17 protein-coding genes and 1 pseudogene are annotated in these 15,496 nt (G+C 66.2%); 8 read left to right on the forward strand and 10 right to left on the reverse strand.

Annotated features, from left to right (window positions below):
• Positions 1 to 39 precede the first annotated feature (39 nt).
• Positions 40 to 960: a LysR family transcriptional regulator gene (locus J2848_RS26330; protein ID WP_170307182.1), complete on the reverse strand. Its 921-nt coding sequence runs from the start codon at positions 958 to 960 to the stop codon at positions 40 to 42.
• 153 nt (positions 961 to 1,113) lie between these two features.
• Here J2848_RS26330 and J2848_RS26335 point away from each other — a divergent pair, with 153 nt between their 5' ends.
• From J2848_RS26335 to J2848_RS26360, 6 genes and pseudogenes are all read left to right on the forward strand, one after another.
• Entirely contained in the window at positions 1,114 to 2,190 is a 1,077-nt protein-coding gene (locus J2848_RS26335; protein WP_246194156.1) for an amidohydrolase family protein, read from the forward strand.
• 112 nt (positions 2,191 to 2,302) lie between these two features.
• Entirely contained in the window at positions 2,303 to 3,418 is a 1,116-nt protein-coding gene (locus J2848_RS26340; RefSeq protein WP_149233793.1) for an FAD-dependent monooxygenase, read from the forward strand.
• Between the two features lie 30 nt (positions 3,419 to 3,448).
• Positions 3,449 to 4,447: a VOC family protein gene (locus J2848_RS26345; RefSeq protein WP_149233794.1), complete on the forward strand. Its 999-nt coding sequence runs from the start codon at positions 3,449 to 3,451 to the stop codon at positions 4,445 to 4,447.
• Positions 4,448 to 4,557: 110 nt separating this feature from the next.
• Complete coding sequence (locus J2848_RS26350) at positions 4,558 to 4,956, forward strand: nuclear transport factor 2 family protein (protein ID WP_149233795.1); 399 nt, start codon at positions 4,558 to 4,560, stop codon at positions 4,954 to 4,956.
• A gap of 74 nt (positions 4,957 to 5,030) precedes the next feature.
• Entirely contained in the window at positions 5,031 to 5,999 is a 969-nt protein-coding gene (locus J2848_RS26355; RefSeq protein WP_211103265.1) for a fumarylacetoacetate hydrolase family protein, read from the forward strand.
• Between the two features lie 114 nt (positions 6,000 to 6,113).
• Positions 6,114 to 6,467, forward strand: a pseudogene (locus J2848_RS26360) (transposase); the annotation flags it as partial.
• A gap of 145 nt (positions 6,468 to 6,612) precedes the next feature.
• On the opposite strand, the gene J2848_RS26365 reads toward J2848_RS26360, so the two are convergent.
• From J2848_RS26365 to J2848_RS35990, 7 genes are all read right to left on the reverse strand, one after another.
• Complete coding sequence (locus J2848_RS26365) at positions 6,613 to 6,873, reverse strand: hypothetical protein (RefSeq protein ID WP_149233796.1); 261 nt, start codon at positions 6,871 to 6,873, stop codon at positions 6,613 to 6,615.
• A gap of 193 nt (positions 6,874 to 7,066) precedes the next feature.
• The gene (locus J2848_RS26370) at positions 7,067 to 7,819 is read right to left on the reverse strand and encodes an ABC transporter ATP-binding protein (protein WP_170307183.1); all 753 of its coding nucleotides are present in this window, start codon (positions 7,817 to 7,819) and stop codon (positions 7,067 to 7,069) included.
• Positions 7,820 to 7,833: 14 nt separating this feature from the next.
• A complete protein-coding gene (locus J2848_RS26375) occupies positions 7,834 to 8,577 on the reverse strand; it encodes an ABC transporter ATP-binding protein (RefSeq protein ID WP_149233797.1) in 744 nt (247 codons plus the stop codon).
• On the reverse strand, positions 8,574 to 9,608 hold the full coding sequence (locus J2848_RS26380) for a branched-chain amino acid ABC transporter permease (protein WP_149233798.1): 1,035 nt from the start codon (positions 9,606 to 9,608) through the stop codon (positions 8,574 to 8,576). Before J2848_RS26380 ends, J2848_RS26375 begins: the two co-directional genes overlap by 4 nt.
• Positions 9,605 to 10,480 carry a branched-chain amino acid ABC transporter permease gene (locus tag J2848_RS26385; protein ID WP_149233799.1) on the reverse strand — a complete coding sequence of 292 codons (876 nt, stop codon included), beginning with the start codon at positions 10,478 to 10,480 and terminating at the stop codon, positions 9,605 to 9,607. The genes J2848_RS26380 and J2848_RS26385 overlap by 4 nt, the downstream gene beginning before the upstream one ends.
• A gap of 86 nt (positions 10,481 to 10,566) precedes the next feature.
• The gene (locus J2848_RS26390) at positions 10,567 to 11,727 is read right to left on the reverse strand and encodes an ABC transporter substrate-binding protein (RefSeq protein WP_149233800.1); all 1,161 of its coding nucleotides are present in this window, start codon (positions 11,725 to 11,727) and stop codon (positions 10,567 to 10,569) included.
• 165 nt (positions 11,728 to 11,892) lie between these two features.
• On the reverse strand, positions 11,893 to 12,015 hold the full coding sequence (locus J2848_RS35990; RefSeq protein WP_281288645.1) for a hypothetical protein: 123 nt from the start codon (positions 12,013 to 12,015) through the stop codon (positions 11,893 to 11,895).
• Between the two features lie 288 nt (positions 12,016 to 12,303).
• Here J2848_RS35990 and J2848_RS26395 point away from each other — a divergent pair, with 288 nt between their 5' ends.
• Complete coding sequence (locus J2848_RS26395; protein ID WP_149233801.1) at positions 12,304 to 12,555, forward strand: hypothetical protein; 252 nt, start codon at positions 12,304 to 12,306, stop codon at positions 12,553 to 12,555.
• 8 nt (positions 12,556 to 12,563) lie between these two features.
• On the opposite strand, the gene J2848_RS26400 is transcribed toward J2848_RS26395, so the two are convergent.
• Both J2848_RS26400 and J2848_RS26405 read right to left on the reverse strand, forming a co-directional pair.
• Complete coding sequence (locus J2848_RS26400; protein ID WP_149233802.1) at positions 12,564 to 13,109, reverse strand: GNAT family N-acetyltransferase; 546 nt, start codon at positions 13,107 to 13,109, stop codon at positions 12,564 to 12,566.
• Between the two features lie 6 nt (positions 13,110 to 13,115).
• The gene (locus J2848_RS26405; RefSeq protein WP_149233803.1) at positions 13,116 to 14,363 is read right to left on the reverse strand and encodes an MFS transporter; all 1,248 of its coding nucleotides are present in this window, start codon (positions 14,361 to 14,363) and stop codon (positions 13,116 to 13,118) included.
• Positions 14,364 to 14,439: 76 nt separating this feature from the next.
• On the opposite strand from J2848_RS26405, the gene J2848_RS26410 reads away from it, so the two are divergent.
• Positions 14,440 to 15,327, forward strand: coding sequence for a LysR family transcriptional regulator (locus tag J2848_RS26410; RefSeq protein ID WP_149233804.1), 888 nt, complete (start codon positions 14,440 to 14,442; stop codon positions 15,325 to 15,327).
• The last annotated feature ends 169 nt before the right edge of the window (positions 15,328 to 15,496 follow it).

Consider the following 15,496-nt stretch of genomic DNA (forward strand, 5'->3'; position numbering starts at 1 on the left):
CAGCCGACTTCGCCGGTTCGCCGCCATTCCGGAAGGGGCTCACGGGGCGGCTGCCGTATGCCGGTGCACACCCTCGACAATCCTGTCCTTGAGCCACTGAACCCCTGCGTCGCTCCGGCGCTTCGAATGCCACTGCACATTCTCACGGATGCGAGGTGCGGGCATCGGCAGCGGGTAGACGGCAAGCGGGTACAGCCGGCTGAAATGGAAGGCATGGAGACGATTGAGCAGCGCGATACGATCGGTTTCGATGACCGAGGCGACCACCGAGTTGAAATTGTCGACCCTGACTTCGACGTTCACCTTGAGGTCGGTGCCGCCGATCAGTCGCTGGACGAAGGCAGGGGCGCGCCCCGGGCCGAAGCAGATGTCCACACAGGGGCGTTCGAGAAACTCCTGCATCGTCAGAGTGCCGTCGCGCGCCGGTGCCCCGTTCCATGCGATCACCGCAAGCTGGTCTTCGAACAGGAAGCGGGCCGGGTGATCGTCGAACAGATAGTCGTCGATCGTGATGAACAGGTCGACTTCACCACGCTGGAAGCACTCCGCGTGGTGGGCGGTCGGCGTGGCGAGATCGAATGTCAGCCTCGGCGCGACCTTCCTCATGTTCCGCAGAATTTCAGCCAGCATCACGTCGTACACATAGTCTGAAGCCACGATGCGAAACTGCCGTTCCACCGTCGCGGGGGTGAACCCGATCGGTGTGGTGATCGTCGCGCGGACCAGGGTCAGAACCTCGCGCACCCGGCCGGCCAGTTCGAGGCCGGTCTCGGTGGGCATCATTTTGTTGCCCACTTGCATCAGCAGGTCGTCGCCGAAGAACTGACGAAGGCGTGCCAGCGAACCACTCATGGCCGATTGACTCATGTTCAGTCGCCTTGCGGCTCCGGAAACCGAGCTTTCCTCGATCAGGGCGTCGAACACAGCAAGGAGATTGAGGTCAAGCCCGTCGAAACGCACGTCTTTCCCCTGCGATGGCCGCGAACCGTTCGAGTTGACCAATTGATCATGGAAAAAGCAATCAGTCTCACCGATAGGTTCTATCCGAAGAAACGCGTTCCTGCCGCGGCGGGCGGCGGCTAGCCTCAGCGGACCGCAACCAGACCGCCGGGGATGGCCATGACAGGCAGCTTTCACCGCTGTGACCGCTGTGCCCACGAGAACGACCATCCGATCGTGCGTCGGAACGGCCAGTCGCTGGTCGTCGACATTCACTGCCATCTTGCCGTCCGGCGGGCTGACGCGCGTCTGCGGGAAGTTCTTCCCGATGCCCCGGCGGCGATGCCGTTCACGTCTCCCGCTTCGCAGGCGGTGAACGGCAGCATGTTCGCCGCCATCGCTTCCCGGCTGCATGGCACGGAGGAGCGGCTGGCCGACATGGACCGGCTGGGCATCGATGTCCAGGCGATCAGCCCCTCGCCGGGCCAGTACTTCTATTTCACGCCGCCGGAACTGGGCCGCGAACTCAGCCGGATGGTCAATGACGGCTTGGCGGAGGCCGTGTCATCGCACCCGGACCGGTTTGTGGCGCTCGGCACTGTGCCTTTGCAGAACACCGGGATGGCGATTGCCGAAATGCGCCGTTGCGTGACGGAGCTCGGCTTTCGCGGGGTGGAGATCAATTCGAACGTGAACGGACGGGAACTCGCCGATGCGGAATTCCGCCCCTTCTTCGCGGCGGCCGAGGAGCTGGGCATTCTCGTGTTCCTGCATCCGCTCGGCTTCACGCATGGCGAGAGGCTGACGGACCACTACCTCAACAACATCATCGGCAATCCGCTGGAAGCGACCATCGCGCTTTCCCACCTGATTTTCGGCGGCGTGCTCGACAGCCATCCCGGCCTCAAGCTTTGCGTGGCCCATGGCGGCGGATACCTCCCGAGCTATTGGGGACGGATGGATCACGCCTGGCGGGTGCGGCCGGAATGCCGGGCTCACATCGCGCACGAGCCGTCGCATTATCTCCGCCAGGTCTGGCTGGATACCCTGGTGTTCGACCGGAGCCAGCTCGACGCGCTGCTGCGCGTGCATGGGCCGGAACGGCTGTGCCTGGGCACGGATTATCCCTTCGACATGGCCGAGCCCGACCCGCTGGCCTTCCATGCCGGCCTGGAGCCGGAGGTCCGGGACCGCATCCTCGGGCTCAACGCCGCCCGGCTGCTGGGGCTGCAAACGGACCGGAGCGCCTGAAACCCGGTGGGTTCCGACGGGCGAAGCCGATCGCCAGACGAAGAGCCGAAGCCTCCGGTGATCGATCGCAGGCGCCCGACGCTTTGGGGAAAATTTAACGGGAGAAACGTCATTGAGCTCGGTACTCATCATCGGCGGCGGTATTGGCGGGATGGCGACGGCCATTCGTCTCCGCCAGCTTGGCCATACCGTCAAATTGATCGACATCGACCCCCACTGGCGGGTCTACGGCGCCGGCATCACCGTCACGGCCCCCACATTCCGCGCCTTTCGCCGGCTTGGCCTGTTCGACAGGATCATGGAGCAGGGCGCCTGCGTGATCGGGCATGAACTCTTTCATTACAGCGGTGCGCCGATCCATCGGTTCGACGATCCCGAACTCGAGCCGGGGCTGCCGGCGGCGGGCGGGATCATGAGGCCGGTGCTTCACAGGATCATGTCCAGCGAGGTCCGCCGACTGGGCGTCGATGTCGCGCTGGGTGTCGGCGCGGAGCGGATCGTCAACCGGCCCGACCGGGTTGACGTGACCTTCACCGACGGAACGATGCAGTCCTTCGATCTGGCGGTAGCGGCGGACGGGATTTATTCGAAGACCCGGTCCATGCTGTTCGCCAATGCGGTGACGCCGACGCCGAACGGGCAGGGCAGCTGGCGCATCGTGGCCAGGCGGCCGGAAGGGTTCACCCGCACGCAGTTCTATGTCGGGCATGAGAATCTGGTCGGCATCAATGCGGTGTCCAGGGACGAGGTCTACCTGTTCATCCTCAACCCCGACCCCGACCGCCGATGGGTCGAACCGACCGAACAGCCGGCCATGGTCCGCAAGCTGCTGGCCGATTTCGGCGGCGCCGTCGCCGCCATCCGCGATGCCGTGAGCATGTCCTGCTCGATCGTCTATCGCCCGTTGGAGGCCGCGCTTCAGCCGCCCCCCTGGCACAGCGGGCGCGTGGTGCTGATCGGCGACGCCGCCCACGCCACCACGCCGCACCTCGCCTCCGGCGCCGGATCGGCGGTGGAGGACGCGATGGTGCTGGGCGAGGAGCTGGAACGCTCCGGGAGCGATGTCCCGGCCGCACTCTCGGCCTTTACCGGGCGCCGTTACGAGCGCTGCCGGATTGTGGTGGAGAGCAGCCTGGCCATCGGAGCCCACCAGCTGGCACGCGGACCGGCCGCCCGGCTCGGCGAGCTGATGGGCGCGGCCAGCCGTGCCTTGTCCGCGGACTATTGAAGCGATCGGCAGACCTTCGGGAGAGGCGAATTGTCTGGCATCAACGGGATCGAGACGATCATCTACGGTGTGGAGGACGTACCACTCTGCACCCGTTATTTCACCGACTTCGGCCTGCCTCTGGTGAGCGCCGACGGCAAGGCCGCCCTGTTCGAACTGGAGGAGGGGTCAAGCGTCGTCATCCGGCCGTTGGCGGATGCGGTGACCGAGGGGCAGCGGCTTGTCGGCTATGGTGTCCAGAAAGTGATCTGGGGCGTTCCCGATCAGAAGCACCATGACCGGATCGTCGCCCGCCTGCGTGCGGTGACCGAGGTTTCGATCGATGGCGAGGGCACGGCGCATTTCCTGGACTGCGATGGAATTCCGGCCGGGATCCGCGTCTATCCGAAACGGACGGTGTTCGGCGCGCCCGATCCGGTGAACAGCCTGGGATCGATCCATCGCCTCAACCAGCTGCGCAAGTGGAAGCTGAAAGCCAGTCCGAAAACGATCCAGCACGTCGTTTACCAGGTGCCGGATCCCCAGGCCAGCTGGCAGTGGTATCACGACGTGCTGCAGTTCCGCCTGTCCGACATCCAGCGGGGATTCGGGATCTTCGCCCGGGCTCCCGGCACGAAGGATCACCACTCGATCTATTGGCTGAAATCCGACCTGCCGTTTCCCGGCCTGGACGGGAAGATACGCTTCAATCATGCCAACTTCGGCGTCGAGGACATCGACGAGGTGATGGTCGGCGCCAACGTCATGGAGCGCCGGGGTTGGCAGAAATCGACCTGGGGCCTCGGGCGTCATCGCATCGCCAGCGCCATCTTCCTCTATCTTCCATGTCCTGCCGGGGGCGAGGCGGAATATGGCTGCGACAGCGACATGCTTGACGACAGCTGGGTCCCGCGCAGCTGGGATGCCGCTTTCGGCACCATGACCTTCATGCACAACCTGCAGCCCTGGATTTTCGACGAGGCGCCGTGGGACGTGGGCTATGTCGACGGCGTCACGCCGGCGCGCAAGGACCATAAGGGGCATCGCTGAAGCCGGCGGCCGACGCGGCTTTTCGCAGCGGCAGGCGGCTCTCCCACAAGACACGATCGAACGAACGATGGCGGTCCGCCGTCCGAGGGCGGGCACTGAAAGGACAGCGAATGGCAGTGACCGAACAGGCGCGGCGCGCGATCGAGGCGGCGGTTCTGAAGCAGGAGGCGCGCCGTTGTGCGGCGCTCGTTGCAGACGACATCGCCACGCTCGCCGATCTGATGGCGGATGATCTGGTGCATGTCCACACCACCGGGATCGTCCATGGAAAGGAGCAACTGCTTGAGCACGCCGGTCGCGTCCTGCGCTTCTACGGCGTGCGGCGGGGCGATTTGCTGGTCCGTGTTCCGACCGAGACCGTCGCGATCGTCACCGGCCCCATGACCAATCTGGTCGGGCGGCGCGACACCAACGAGAAGGTCGAGGTCAACAGCTTCGTCACCCAGGTTTGGGCGTTGGAAAACGGTGCGTGGCGGGCGGTGAGCTTCCAGGCGGTGAAGCAAGCCTGAGCAGGAGCTGCCCAGGGGCATCGCCGCCGGCTCGGCAGACCATAACCTCACAGGGTTCAGAGCGGAGATCAATCGTGTCACACCACCACGCCATCGGTACGGCGACACACCGCGGGCGCAGTTTCGCCTGCGTGATTCAGGATGATCGGGTCTGGAACGTCGCGAGCCTTCCCGGCCTTGCCGGATTTGGCAACACCCTCGCCATCTTCGAGGCGTGGGATGAGGTGGATGGGAAACTGTCGGCGATCATGGCGGCGCCACCCGCGGCCGGAGCGGTCGATCTCGCCGACGTCCGGCTCGAAGCGCCGCTCCGGCCGCGCCAGATCTTCTGCAGCGGGGCGAATTACCGCAGGCATGTGGCGGAACTCAGCGCGAAGCAGCCCGATCCCGCCGCGGAAGGGCTGACGTCCGAAGAACGCCTGGCACGGGCGATGGCCATGATGGACGAACGGTCCCGAACCGGCACCCCCTATGCGTTCGTCAAGCTGCCGTCGGCGGTGACCGGTCCCTATGACCGTATCATTCTGCCGAAGGGGGCGGCGGAGCCCGACTGGGAATTGGAACTGGGCGTCGTCATCGGCCGACCCGCGCGCAACGTCCCACGAACCGATGCTCTGTCGGTCGTCGCGGGTTATGTGGTGACGAACGACATCACCGTTCGGGACCGCGTCTACCGGCCGGACCTCAAGGCGATCGGCACCGATTGGTTGTCATCGAAATGCGCGGAGACATTCCTTCCCACCGGACCGTGGATCGTGCCCGCGCGCTTCGTTCCCGACCCGCAGGCTCTGCGGATCACGCTCACGCTCAATGGGCAGGTCATGCAGGACGACAGCACCGCCGACATGATCTTCGATGTGGCGCGGCAGATCGAGTATGTCTCGTCCCGGGTGCGGTTGCTGCCGGGCGACATCCTCTGCACCGGATCGCCGGCAGGCAACGGCACGCACCATCAGCGATTCCTCCAGCCGGGTGACGTGGTGGAGGGAACGATCACCGGGCTTGGCACGCAGACGCTGACATGCGTCGCCGAGAGCGACTGAATGGGCTGAAGTGAGGTGACGCGGTGAACGGTCATCGCAAGAGCCGCTTCCGCGGCACCAGTGAACCGTACCGGGTGTCCTGGAGGCCTCATCTTCTGAGCGACTGGGGTCGACATGACGAAACAGGCATCACCCAAATACGCCCCTGACGTCCGTGAGCGCGCGGTTCGGATGGTGTTCGAACACGAAAGCGAGCACACCTCGCAATGGGCGGCGATCAGCTCGATCGCGACGAAGATCGGCTGTACTCCGGAGACGCTGCGGGGCTGAGTCCGGCAGGCCGAACGCGACCAGGGCAAGCGACCAGGGCAAGCGGCCGGGGCCGAGCAGGGACGAACAGGAGCAGATCAAGACGCTGGAGCGCGAGAACCGGGAATTGCGCCAGGCGAACGAGATCCTACGCAAGGCATCGGCGTATTTCGCCCAGGCAGAGCTCGACCGCCCGTTCAAGCTTCGAGTTCTGCGGTCGTCTTGTTATGCGGCCGCCATACCGTCAGCCTGCAAATCAGTTCATGAGGCGTGAGATACTTCCTGCCGATGCGTCTTATCGCCCGGACGGATGGTTGGGCAGGGAGAGGGGAAGGGAGGTGGTGGGCTGCCGGTCAGCGGGCGATCAGGGCCACGCCACCGGCGACTGCCGGGTGCCATCCGGCCGAAGTGTCTGATGAGCGCGGTCGAACGCCCGTGCCGGCGGCTCGGCTGGCCGTTCCCCGTCGGCGGTGAGGGGCTGGGCGATGTCCGACCCTTCGCCCAGTTGGCGCGACGCCTGACGGAACCAGACGTCCACGGAACCGGATTTATGGACGGCAAAGGACAGGACGGCGAAGACGATGCCGCCGGCCAGCGCGGTCCGTGCCAGAAAACAGTCGCTCATGGGCGCATTCCCACAGAAATTCCAATGCCCGGACCTCCGCGGTTCCGGGTGCCGATGGGGGCGTCCATATACGGTGTTTGGCCGCTGAACCCGGCGGTGCGTCGTCGCCGGGAGTCTGGTCGTCGCGATCTTGCGGACATTCAAAGGACGGGAGTGATCGTTCCATGCCGGGTTGCCGGTTCGAACCGGCACCTTATGGCGCGACTGTCTTTTCCAGGCTGCCGCCGAGGAAGAGCTGTCCGACGCGCGGGTCGGACAGGATCGCCGCCGCGCTGTCGAACATGCGGGTCTGGCCCAGCTCCAGAACCAGCCCATAGTCGGACATCGCCAGCGCCGAGCGGGCGTTCTGTTCGATCATCAGGACCGAGACGCCCCTGGCCCGCTGTTCCAGCAGGATCTGGAAGGTTTCCGCCACCATCGCCGGCGACAGGCCGATGGAGGGTTCGTCGATCAGGATCAGTTTGGGATCCAGCAGCAGGCCACGGACGATCTCCAGCTGCTTCTGCTGGCCGCCGGACAGGGTGGAGGCCTGCTGGTCGGCCTTCTGGCGCAGCACGGGGAAGCGGTCCAGCGCCGCTTCGATCCGCTGCGGCATGTCGGTGATGCCGCGACCGGCGGCGACGGCGCCCAGTTCGATGTTGTGGCGGACCGACAACTCGGGAAAGATGTTGCGGCCCTGGGGGATGTAGCAGATCCCGGCCTCCAGCAGGGCGCGCGGCTTGCGATTGGTGATGTCGCGGCTGTCGAAGAGGATCTGTCCTTCCCGTGCCGGAAGCAGGCCGAAGATGGTCTTGAAGACGGTCGATTTGCCGGCGCCGTTCGGGCCGATGACCGTGGTGATCGAGCCGCGCGGCACCGAGAAGGCGGTGCCGTTCAGGATGGTCATCTGCCCATAGCCGGCGACGACGCCGGACAGGGTCAGGATCGGCTGGTCCACAGGGATCATGTTCGGCGTCTCCCTTAATGGCCGAGATAGGCTTCGATGACCGCCGGGTCGTTGCGGATGGCCGAGGGCGGCCCTTCGGCCAGTATCTTGCCTTCCGCCATCACCACCACACGGGAACACAGGCTCATCACGAAATCCATGTTGTGTTCGATCACCACGAAGGTGGCGCCCAGCTCGCGGTTGATGATCTGCAAGCGCTCCTTCAGGTTCGCCAGCATCGTCAGGTTCACGCCCCCCGCCGGCTCGTCGAGCAGGACCAGCCGCGGTCCGGCCATGAAGGCCATCGCCGCATCGAGCAGCTTCTGCTGGCCGTAGGACAGGCCGCCGGCCTTCTGGTCGGCCAGATGCTCCAGCTTGAAGAAGGCGATCATCCGGTCGGCTTCGGCGGTCAGCCCGGCATCGCGGGCGCCGAACAGGCGGCCGATCATGCTACCCTTGTGCTCCTGCCCCGCCAGGATCAGGTTCTCCCGCACCGACAGGTTGGGGAAGACCTGAAGAAGCTGGAAGGTGCGGGAAACGCCCAGCCGGTTCAACTGCGCCGGGTAGAGGCCGGTGACGACGCGGCCGTCCAGTTTCACCTCTCCCTCCGTTGGCGTCAGCTGGCCGAGGATGCAGTTGAACAGGGTGGATTTGCCACAGCCGTTGGGACCGATCAGGCCGAGGATCTCGCCCTCCTCCACGGTGAAGGACACACCGTCCACCGCTTTGACCCCGCCGAAATACTTCTTCAGGCTGCTGACTTCGAGCACATGAGTCATTGGGTCGCCCCTTTCCCGAGGCTGTCGGTCTCGCCGGAAGCGGCGCCCAGTGTCGGCGCGGCAGCGGCCCGCGCCGCAGCGGCCTTTGCCTGCGAGCGGTGGTCGCGCCAGCGTTCGATCAGGCCGAGCAGGCCGGTCGGGCTGATCATGACGATCAGCAGCACCACGGCGGCGTAGATGATCAGGTACCAGCCGCCGGTCGCCCGCAGCAGCTCCGGCAGCATGTAGGAGAAGAAGGCGCCGACGAACGGGCCGAAGAAGGAGCCGGCACCGCCGGCGACCACCGTCAGCAGAAGGACGAAGGACGCGGACAGGGCGAAGGGGGCCGGATCGATGAACTCCACCAGAGGCGCGTAGAGCGAACCGGCGGCACCGCCATAGGCCGAGCCGATGGCGAAGGCCAGCAGGGTATAGGCGCGGATGTCGACGCCCAGGCTGGCGGCGCGCACGGCGTTCTCGCGCAGCGCCAGGAAGGCGCGTCCCCAGGGCGATTTCAACAGCCACCACATAGCCAGCGCCAGCACCAGCGTGACGCAGAGCAGCAGGCGGTAGAAGGGCAGGGCGGCGCCCAGGTCGCTGCCGAACAGGACCGGGCGGGGGATGTTGGCGATGCCGAAGACGCCGCCGGTCAGCCACTGCTCGTTCCGCGCGACCAGAAAGACGACGACGGTGAAGGCCAGTGTGACGAAGGCGAGGTAATGGTGCTTTACCCGCAGCGCCGGGAACCCAAGCAGCACGCCGACCGCGAAGGACAGCGCGCTGGAGGCGAGGAAGGCCGCCGGCAGCGGCCAGCCGGCCTTGGTGGTCAGGATGGCGGTGGCATAGGCGCCGATGCCGAGGAAGGCGCCCTGCGCCAGCGAGGTGAGGCCGGCATAGCCCAGCGTCAGGTTCAGCCCCATCGCGGCGATCGACATGACCAGCCACAGCGAGACGACGTAGAGCCCGTAGCTTTTCAGCCCGGACGGCAGGAGCCACAGAATGGGGAAGGCGACCAGCAGGATCAAGAGGCTGGCGTCGAGGCGGCGGATCATACCGTGCGCTCCTCCTTGCGGCCCAGCAACCCCTCCGGCTTCACCAGGATGACGACGACCAGCACCACCAGCGGCACCGCCGTGCGGTAAGCGCTCGACACATAGGCGGCGGTCAGGTTGTCGATCAGCCCGATCAGGAAGCCGCCGGCCAGCGCGCCGCGGATCTGGTTGAAGCCGCCGACGATGGCGGCGATGAAGGCGGCCAGTCCGATGCTTTCGCCGTTGGAGAATTTCGCCAGATAGACCGGCGAGACGAGGTAGGAGGCGACCAGCGCCAGCATCGCGTTGATCAGGAAGGTCAGCAGGATCATCCGCTCCACCGGGATGCCGAGGATGCGGGCGACCGTCGGGTTCTGCGCCGTGGCCTGCATGGTGCGGCCGGTGCGGGTGCGGGTGATGAACAGCTGAAGCCCGACGATGGCGACCACCGCTACAACGAAGATGGCGAGGTCGCGGGCCGACAATGCCGCTCCCCACAGGGACAGCATGCCGTCGGGGACCAGCGACGGGAAGGGCTGCGCCTCGGCGGAGAAGCCGTTCTTGGCCGCCTCCTTCACCAGCACCGACAGGGCCATGGTGGCGATGGCCAGCGGCAGCACGCCGTGGCGCTGCATCGGCTCGACCAGGAAGCGCTTGAAGCCGAAGCCGAACAGCAGGACGAAGGCGATGCTGGCGACCGCGAAGGCGGCCCAGACCGGCAGCCCGGCGTGGGTCCCGACCAGGACCAGGATGGCCGGCAGCATGACGAATTCGCCCTGGGCGAAATTGATCGTCTGGGAGGTCTGCCAGACCAGGGTGAAGCCGATGGCGGCCAGCGCATAGATGGCGCCCGTCGCCAGACCGGCGACGACGAGTTGAAGGAACTGGTCCAAGTCAGTCTCCTGGACTGTGAGCGCGGCAACAAGGGGACGGCTCTCCGGCCGGGGGGAGCCGTCCCGCGTGCCTTATGGATGCTGCCTTACGGATTGATCATTGGCAGGGTGGCCTTGACCACCGGCTTGCCGTCGGTCACTTCGACCAGGAAGCTCTCGCGGTCGACGTCGCCGTTCTCCAGCCACTTGGTGTCGATCAGGATGCCCGGCTCCTGCGCGACGTCGATGCGGGCGCCGTGCAGGGTCTTGGCGAAGGCCTCGCGGTCGAACTTGCCGACGCGCTCGGTGATGGTCTTGACCGTGTAGACCGCCGTGTAGCCCTTGATGCCGTTGTGGTCGGAGGTGAAGCCGTAGGCATCCTGATACGTCTTGCCGAAGGCGGCGAAGCCCGGCTTGGGCGCGTCCACCAGCAGCCCGACATGGCCCTTGACGCCGTTGGCCGCCTCGCCCGCCAGTTCGATCACCTTGGCCCCCAGCAGCGTCGTCTCGCCGATGACCGGCTTGGCGATGGCCTGCTGGCGCGCGGCGCGCAGGAAGCGGGCGCTTTCCTCCTCGTTCAGATAGACGAAGACGGCGTCGGCGTTGGCGTTTTTCACCTTGATCGCGTCGGCTGCGAAATCGGCCTGACCGGATTCGGTGGCGATGTCGGCGGCGACCTGGATCCCGCGCTTCTGCAACTCCGGAATCATGGCGTCGCGGCCGCCCTTGCCGAAATCATTGTTGACCCACACGACAGCGACCGATTTCGCCTTCACCTCGTCGCGCAGGTAGTTGGCCAGCTTCGGCATCGCGTCGGCCTGGTTCAGCGAGGTGCGGAAGATGTAGGGGTTGCCCTGCTTGGTAAAGGCCGACGCCTCGCCGCCGACGATCTGCGGCACGCCGGCCCGCTGGGTGATCTGCATCGACGCGCTGATCGGACCGGAGAAGATCGGGCCGAGCACGACATAGGCGTCCTCGTCCACCGCGCGCTGGACGGCGGCGCGCGTGGCTCCCGGATTAGTCTGGCTGTCGTAATGGGTGACCGCAATCGGACGGCCGAGGATGCCGCCCTTGGCGTTGATCTCCTTCACCGCCAGATCGACGCCGTTCTTCCAGTTGGTGCCGGCGGGGGCGCCCGGACCGGACAGCTCGATGACGTCGATCAGCTTGACCGGATCGGCTGCCTGCGCCGTTCCACCCAGGACGAGCAGCGATGCGGCCAGTGAGGTGGTAAGTGCGATGGCAGTGCTACAAGTCGTCTTGGTCATGGTTTCTGTCCTCCCTGTTGCTTTGTTCTGTCGCGTTTCTGGCCGCCAAGGCCGGCCGGTGGTGGCGATCTCTTCCCACCGTCGGCAGGCTCCGATCGACGGGCAGTATGGAGAAAGGGATATCGGTTGGAAGTCGACAATCGCCGCTTTCCGTTCTGGCAGGAGTCACTGCGCCAGATGGATGCGGGCATGGCACAATCCCGCCTCGGCGCCTGGTGACAGCAGGCTGGCGAGGGCGCGCCGGATCGGCTGCTGGTCCTCGACGATCACGATGCGGATAGCGGTCATTGGGATCCCGGGAATCGAATACGCGGATCTCGCGTGGGCGGCGGTCGTCTGCCCCCAGAATTGATTTCGAGGTGCAGCAATCCGCTTTATTGACTGTGTGTGGCGTCGTGTCGAGGGGAATTGGGACGGAAGGGGTGTGCCGACTGTCACGGCAACCAGATCTTCCCCCCCGAGGGTCTGCCTTCGTTTCAGCCGAAGGCAGGCTGTGCCAAAGCCGCATTGTGACGATCCGCCGCATGGATCAAGCTTGTTTCTGACGACGAGGTCGACAGGACGGAGGGATGGAGCATGGCCCTGCTGGATCGCGACAATACCGGACATGACGGCAAAGGCCCGATGGATGGGATCGACCGCCGGCTGCTGGTTGTGGCGCTGGCTTTGGCGCTGCTGACCCTACTGGCGGTGCTGGACCAGTACCGGCCGACGCCGGGATCGGCGCCGCCGGTGGACTGGCAACTGCCCTCGGCGGAGCTGTCGCGGACGGTGCCGATGGCGAAGGCGCCCAGCCTGCGGCCGGACGAGCTGCTGGGGGCTGACTGAAGGGGGCCTCAGCCGACCGGCAAACTGTCGCTCCCGTTGCCGAGCGGGCGTTCCATCAGCACGCCGTCCAGCCAGCGACCGAACTTGAAGCCGACCGCCGGCAGGATGCCGACGGGACGGAAGCCGCAGGCGCTGTGCAGGCCGATGGAGCCGTGGTTGGCGCTGTCGCCGATCGCCGCGATCATCCGGCGGTAGCCGGCCGCCTCGCACATCTCGAGCAGCGGGATCATCAGTGCCCGGCCGATGCCGCGCCGGCCCATCCCGTCGGCGACATAGACGGAATTCTCCAGCGTGAAGCGGTAGGCGCTGCGCGTTCGGTACGGACCGGCATAGGCGTAGCCGGCCAGCCGGCCGTCGCACTCCGCCACCAGATAGGGCAGGCCGCGTCCGAGGATGTCGGCACGGCGCCGGGCCATCTCAGCCTCGTCCGGCGGAACCTCCTCGAAGGAGGCGGTGCCGTGCAGCACGTGGCGGGCGTAGAGCGCGGTGATGTCGGGAATGTCGGCGTCCGCGGACGCCCGCACAGTGATGGCAGGCCCGGCAATGGAGACCATGATTGTTCAGCTCCGATCAGGACGGTCGGCGGGAAGAAGAAGGGCGCAGACGGTCGCCAACCCGCCGCCGACGCCGAGAAGCGCAAAACCCCATCCCCATCCGGAGCCATCTGAACCACCGGCATGATCCAGCACCAAGCCGACCGCCAGAGGGGCCGCACCGCCAGCCCCGAAGCCCAGGATGGAGCGCACGGCGAGTGCCGCCCCCAGGCTGCCCGGCTCGACCGACTCGGTCATCGCCGTCGACAGCACGGGCGAATCACCCAGTGCGGAAAAGCCGTAAAGCGCCGCCATCGCCAGCACGAGGGCCAGCGGCATGCTCTCCATCCAGCCGATAGAGACGGAGCAGGCAGTTCCCAGCACGCCCATCGCCACCAGCACCAATCGCCGGCCCAGCCGGTCCGACGCGCGTCCCATCAGCAGCGACGACAGGAAACCCGAGATATGGATGGCCCCGGCGACCCACAGGCCGTGCACGCCGGCTCCACCGGACCCCGCCCCTCCAGAATTGGCGAGACTTGCGGTCAGGAAGGCCGGCAGCCAAGCCCACATGCCCAGCAGCTCCCAGCAATGGGCGGTGTAGCCGGCGGTCAGCAGGAAGGAGCGGCGGTCGGCCAGGAAGCGGAAGGCGCCGCGCAGCCGGCGCGCCGGTCCGCCCGCCACCAGATTGGGCCGGCCATGCAGCCCCGGCGTGGCCAGCAGCGCCGCCAGCAGCGGCCCCAGCCCGCAGGCGATGAAGGCGGCCTCGTAGCCCACCCGCTCGGCAAGCCCGGCGGCGAGTGCGATGGAGGCGAAATAGCCGAGCGATCCTGCCGCCAGCAGCCAGCCCACCGCCGCCCCGCGCCGCTCCGCCGGCACACCCTGTGCCACCAGCATGATGGAGGGGGCATAGGTGCCGCCCTGGGTCAGCCCCATCAGCGCGAACAGCAGCAGCCCGCTTTCCGCCGAGCGGGCGAAAAAGGCGAAGGCGATCCCGGTCAGGGCGGTCGCCCAGCTCGCCCACAGGAAGACGCGCTTGGCGCCCAGGCTGTCGGCGAACCAGGAGGATCCTACCAGTGACAGGGCGTAGCCGACATTGAAGGCGGTCTGGATCGAGCCGGCCCCTCCCGCCGACATGCCCCAGGCCTGCATCGCCGGCCCCAGCGCGCCGGCATAGACCATGAAGGACAGCGAGGTGGCGAAACGGCTGACGCAGAGCAGAACGAGCCAGATCGGCCCAGGGGTGGGAGCGGGGGTGGTGATGGCGGCGGTCATGGGCTCAACCGTCGCGGACCTGCGAAGAAAAGGCAAATTTATTGATTTGATTGGAACCATAAGAAAGACTATGGGTATGCGCGGCCTGAACCTCGACCAACTCATCACCTTCGCCACTGTCGTCGAGCATGGCGGCTTCACCGAGGCCGCCGGGCGGCTTGGCCTGACCCAGCCGGCGGTCAGCATGCAGATCCGCAATCTGGAGGAGCGTTTCGGTGTGCGGCTGGTGGAGCGGGTGGGCAAGCGCGCCCTGCCGACTGCGGCCGGGCGCGACCTGCTGCCCTTCATCCGCCGCCTGCGCGAGGAAATGGAGGCTGCGGCCGCCGCCATGGGCCGCCACCGTGCCGGCGAGGTTGGGCGCGTGCGCATCGGCACCGGCGCCACCGCCTGCATCTACCGCCTGCCGCCGATCCTGACCGCACTGCGCAACGCCCATCCTGGGCTGGAGATTATCGTCGTCACCGGCAATACGCCGGACATCCTGGATGCGGTGGAGGGCGGAACGCTGGATCTGGCGCTGGTCACGCTGCCCGCCGGGCGGCCCGGCCTGTCCATCGAACCGGTCTGTGCCGAGGAACTGGTCTGCGTCGGTCCCCGCAACGACGCGGGTCCGCCGAAGCCGGCTATCGCCCCCGCGGCATTGGCGGATGAAACGCTGATCCTCTACGAGCGCGGCGGGACCATGCGGGCGGTGATCGACGGCTGGTTCATGGCCGGCGGCATCCAGCCGCGCCCGGCGATGGAACTGGGCAATGTGGAGGCGATCAAGAATCTCGTCGCCGCCGGGCTCGGCCGGTCGATCCTGCCGTCGGTCACCGTGGCAGGTCCGCAGGATTGCGAGTGCTTCGCAGTCCAAGCTCTGACGCCACCTTTGATCCGCAAGCTTGGGTTGGTGTTGCGGCGTGACAAAGTGCCCGATGCGGGCGTGCGGGCGATGGTGAAGGCGATCACCGATATGCGGTAAGGACATGGTTGAAACTTCGGGGTATCGCAATCGTCCGGGATATTGCTTTTGGAAGGTTTACAGTGCCTTTGGGTATTGAGCACTCTCGATAATTGAGACTTTCGTTTTTCTTTGGGCGCCTATGACCAAGCAGCAGTCCGCCCCGAACAAGCCCGCCGATAACCGAACG

The organism is Azospirillum lipoferum (genome assembly GCF_024170005.1).
In the GTDB taxonomy this organism is placed as follows: domain Bacteria; phylum Pseudomonadota; class Alphaproteobacteria; order Azospirillales; family Azospirillaceae; genus Azospirillum; species Azospirillum lipoferum.